Here is a 4126-nt window from a genome sequence, read left to right as displayed (position 1 = left end):
ATTCATCCGGCACTCGACCGTGGGGCCTGACCCCCGACGAACTTACCAGCGAGACCACCAAGGCCTGCGTTAGCCGCCGTCCGAACACGGTCACCCCAGCACCGATCGCCCGCCGAGCGGGCAGCCATCCGCGATTCATTACATCGCCCGCAAGTAGAGGACTCAGTCATCGCTGAAATGCGCGCCGGGGCGACCGCTACGTTCGCCGGCCCCGATTGGTCACAGTGGACAACCCGGGTCCTGGGCCATGCCGATTCGACGACAATCGGCCACCGGGCGGGGACCCACCGCATCATCTCCCCGGAGCAGACCTGGCAGGCCGTACAACCAATGTTGGAACCCGCCGGCATCACCCGCGTCGCCGATCTCACCTGGCTCGACGATCTCGGTATACCCACTGTTCAGGCAGTGCGTCCGGACTCGCAGACACTGTCGGTCAGTCAAGGCAAAGCAGCCACCTACCGCGCCGCCCAAGTCTCTGCCGTCATGGAATCGCTGGAAGGCTGGCACGCCGAAAACGTCACGCCCGACCTATTGTCCACCACCACAACGGATATCGTCTCCGCACTGACCTACGATCCCGCACACCTGCTCCTCTCGGCCCAAAGTCTCTACCATCCTGGCGCCAAGCTCGACTGGATGAGCGCCACAACATTGTTGACCGGCCGTCAAACCTGGGTGCCGTGGGAAGCTGTCTTAGTGAACGCGGCGGTCAACCACCGCTGGGACCCGCCGCTGTTCTCGACGGACACCACGGGATTGGCCTCGGGCAACAGCTACTGGGAGGCCAGCCTGCATGCGCTGTACGAGGTCATGGAACGCCATGCTATGGCTGCCGGCGAACCCGGAAGCACGCTGTTCGAGGTGCCTCTTGACGATGTCGCCGACTCCGACTGCGCCGAGTTGATCGACATGATTCATCGCGCCGGTAGCGAACTGAAGATAGCGCGGACCGACGCGTGGGACGGTTTCTCTTGCTTTACTGCCGAGCTCTGTTCGCCCATGCTTGGGGTGCCGTTCAGCGGCTTCGGTTTGCACCACGATCCCAACGTGGCATTGTCTCGTGCGATCACCGAAGCCGCGCAATCGCGGCTGACGGCCATCAGCGGAGCCCGCGAGGATCTGTCGCCGGCGTTGTACCACCGATTCGCCCGAGTGCACGCCTACGGCCCGTTGCGGCCAACCATGCGGCACTTGCCTACCGCCGAACCAATATCGTGGCAGGCTGCCGACACCGGCTCACTGCGCGAGCTGCTGACGTCGGCCGCCGCCGCGGTGGCCGCCCGGTCGGGCAGCGAGCCGCTGGCGGTTGTGTGCGATCTGGTCGGCAGCTGCGTTCCGGTGGTCAAGGTCATCGCACCCGGCCTGACGGCATCACACGGTTCCCCGATGCGCACCCCCTTGCAGGAATCGGCATGACGGCTGCGGGCCGGCTCGTGGTGACCGCAGGGCCCACGATAGATGTCAACGATATCCATGCGGTAGCGCCCAATGCCGAAGTCGCTAAACCGATTTCATTCGGCGACGCCCTCGGGTATGGGCTGAAGCAAGGTGACACCTTGCTGATTGTCGACGGGCTGTTCTTTCAACACGCCCCGGTCCGACACAAGGAACTTTTGACCTTGATGGAGGACGGCGTACGCGTCGTCGGATCATCCAGCATGGGCGCGCTGCGCGCCGCCGAACTCCATCCGTTCGGGATGGAGGGCTACGGCTGGGTATTCGAAAGCTACCGCAACGGCTACTTGGAAGCCGATGACGAAGTCGGCATGGTTCACGGTGAGCCCGAAGACGGTTATCCGGTCTTCGTCGACGCGCTCGTCAACATTCGCCAGACATTATCGCTCGCCGTCCAGACAGGTTTGCTATCAGCACAATTAGAGTCCGACCTGATAGCAGCCGCTCGCCGCATGCCGTTCACAGCGCGTACTTGGGATCGGCTCCTGGGTGCTGTCGACGCGCCTGAAAGGCGTTATTTGGCAAGACAGTTGCAGGCACTGCGCGTCGATGTCAAACGTGCCGATGCGCTGGTGGCACTCCAACAAATCCTCGACGGCCACGGTGGTGGGGCCACCCGCACCGGCCCACCACCGACCGTATGGTCCGAACGCTGGAAGCAACGTTGGGCGCCTTCCATTCCGATCACCGTCACCACCGATACCGGGACCGATACCACTATCGAGGTCCGAGACACCGACGTCCTGTCGCTGCTGAGCATCTGCGCCACCGACCGCTGGGCCTACCTACCTGCCCTCGAACAAATCGCTTCTTGGCACTGGGCTTTGGCCCACCCCGGCCACTGCGGCAACATTCGCGAAAACGCATCACGGGCCGTCGCGGGTGTCTGCGCCGACACCCACCAACGTGCGTTGGAGACTGTCGCCCACCACTACGCGTTAGCCATTGGGCTCATCGACCAGGCTGGCTTCCCCGAGCCAGTCAGGGCCCAGTGGTTGACCGCTGAAGAGAACGAAACCCTATGTGATGACCCGATTGCCATCTCAGCCCGCCTCGTTACCCGCACGCTGTTTGTCACCCGGACGCTTCCAGCTATCGAGCACTTTCTCGACTTACTACGCTCGGACCCGCGACTGCCGCGCTGGCGCACCGCTGCGGCCCATGCGTTGGCCAGGCGCGATGAATTAGCCAGGCATAAGCCGCATTTGAACCTGCACCGACCCGATCCGAGACAACTCAGAATCCTCTTCGCTCAGCGATGGGGCACGGAGGTGGACCGCATCGAACTCGCCCAACGCGGCCTGATGAGCGAGGAGGCCTTCTATACTGCCGCCTCCCTGTTCGCTGTCGCCGCCGCCGACGACCAGTTGCCGTCAATCGACGTTGGCGTCTTGGGGCCGGCCCAAGCAGGGGACACTTCGGCGCGCATCATCGCTTTGTCAACCGCGGCGCCGGCAGCCGGGCAAGTCTGCGACGTCATCGGTGCGCATCGGGCGCGCCGGTGACCACGCAACGGGTGCGGCTGTAGATCGTCGGCATGCACTGGTTGCAATGAGTACAGGCCGATTTCACCGGATGCCGCGCGTCTTGCGCCTTGATTCGGTTGATCAGGTCGGGTTCGGCGAGCAGTGCGCGGGCCATCGCGACGAACTCGAATCCCTCGGCCATCGCCAGGTCCATGGTCGCGCGGTTGGTGATGCCGCCTAGCAAGATCAGCGGCATCGAAAGCTCGGCACGGAACAGTCGAGCTTCCCGCAACAGATAGGCATCGCGGTAGGGGTATTGGCGGAAGAACTTGTGGCCGATCATCCGGATGCCCCAGCGCAGCGGGGGCTTGAACGCCCCGGCAAACTCCTTCACCGGGGCGTCGCCGCGGAACAAATACATCGGGTTGACCAGCGAGCTGCCGGCGGTCAGTTCGATCGCGTCCAGTGCGCCGTCTTCCTGAAGCCATTTTGCCGTGGTCACGGCTTCCTCTGTGGTGATACCGCCGCGGATGCCGTCGGCCATGTTGAGCTTGGCCGTTACCGCGAGCTGCTGATCGACCGCGCGGCGAACCGACATCACTAACCCTCGGGCGACCTTCGCCCGGTTACGCAGTGATCCGCCGAATTCGTCGTCGCGCCGGTTGATCAGCGGGCTGAGAAACGAGCTCGCTAAGTAGTTGTGGCCCAAGTGGATTTCGACGGCGTCGAAGCCGGCCTCCACCGCCAGTCGCGCGGCGTTGGCGTGTGCGGTCAGCACGTCGTCGATATCGTCGCGGGTGGCTTTCTTGGCGAATCGCATTGCGATCGGGTTGAAGAACCGCACCGGAGCCAGCGCGGTCGCTTTGTTGGAGCGGGCGTCGGCCACCGGCCCGGCGTGGCCGATCTGGGCGCTCACCGCCGCGCCCTCGGCGTGGATAGCTTCGGTAAGCCGGCGCAGCCCCGGCACCGCTTCCGGGCGCATCCAAATCTGGTCGCCGCTGGTCCGCCCGCCGGGGGAGACTGCGCAGTAGGCGACGGTGGTCATCCCGACCCCGCCCGCCGCGGGCTGACGGTGGTACTCGATCAGATCTTCGGTCACCAGCGCGTCGGGCGTGCGTGCCTCGAAGGTGGCGGCCTTGATAACCCGGTTACGCAGTGTCAGCGGGCCGAGCTTTGCCGGGCTGAACACGTCCGGGGTCGGG

3 protein-coding genes are annotated in these 4126 nt (G+C 64.4%); 2 read left to right on the top strand and 1 reads right to left on the bottom strand.

From position 1 onward, the window contains the following. Nucleotides 1–177: 177 nt before the first annotated feature. Both F0Q45_RS24735 and F0Q45_RS24730 read left to right on the top strand, forming a co-directional pair. Nucleotides 178–1419, top strand: a complete 1242-nt coding sequence (locus tag F0Q45_RS24735; RefSeq protein WP_149656398.1) for a YcaO-like family protein — start codon at nucleotides 178–180, stop codon at nucleotides 1417–1419. Continuing rightward, nucleotides 1416–2963 carry a TfuA-like protein gene (locus F0Q45_RS24730; RefSeq protein WP_149656397.1) on the top strand — a complete coding sequence of 516 codons (1548 nt, stop codon included), beginning with the start codon at nucleotides 1416–1418 and terminating at the stop codon, nucleotides 2961–2963. The genes F0Q45_RS24735 and F0Q45_RS24730 overlap by 4 nt, the downstream gene beginning before the upstream one ends. Here F0Q45_RS24730 and F0Q45_RS24725 read toward each other — a convergent pair. Further along, entirely contained in the window at nucleotides 2935–4113 is a 1179-nt protein-coding gene (locus F0Q45_RS24725) for an NADH:flavin oxidoreductase (RefSeq protein ID WP_149656399.1), read from the bottom strand. The two genes, F0Q45_RS24730 and F0Q45_RS24725, sit on opposite strands and share 29 nt — an antisense overlap. Between the last annotated feature and the right edge of the window lie 13 nt (nucleotides 4114–4126).

Origin of the sequence: Mycobacterium simiae (genome assembly GCF_008370645.1) — a bacterium.
In the GTDB taxonomy this organism is placed as follows: Bacteria; Actinomycetota; Actinomycetes; order Mycobacteriales; family Mycobacteriaceae; genus Mycobacterium; species Mycobacterium simiae_A.
This window is presented reverse-complemented; position numbering and strand designations above follow the sequence as displayed.

Bases quoted from the DNA above. Each gene is read 5' to 3' on its own strand.
- F0Q45_RS24730 (WP_149656397.1), top strand. From the start codon at position 1,416: ATGACGGCTGCGGGCCGGCTCGTGGTGACCGCAGGGCCCACGATAGAT.
- F0Q45_RS24735 (WP_149656398.1), top strand. From the start codon at position 178: ATGCGCGCCGGGGCGACCGCTACGTTCGCCGGCCCCGATTGGTCACAG.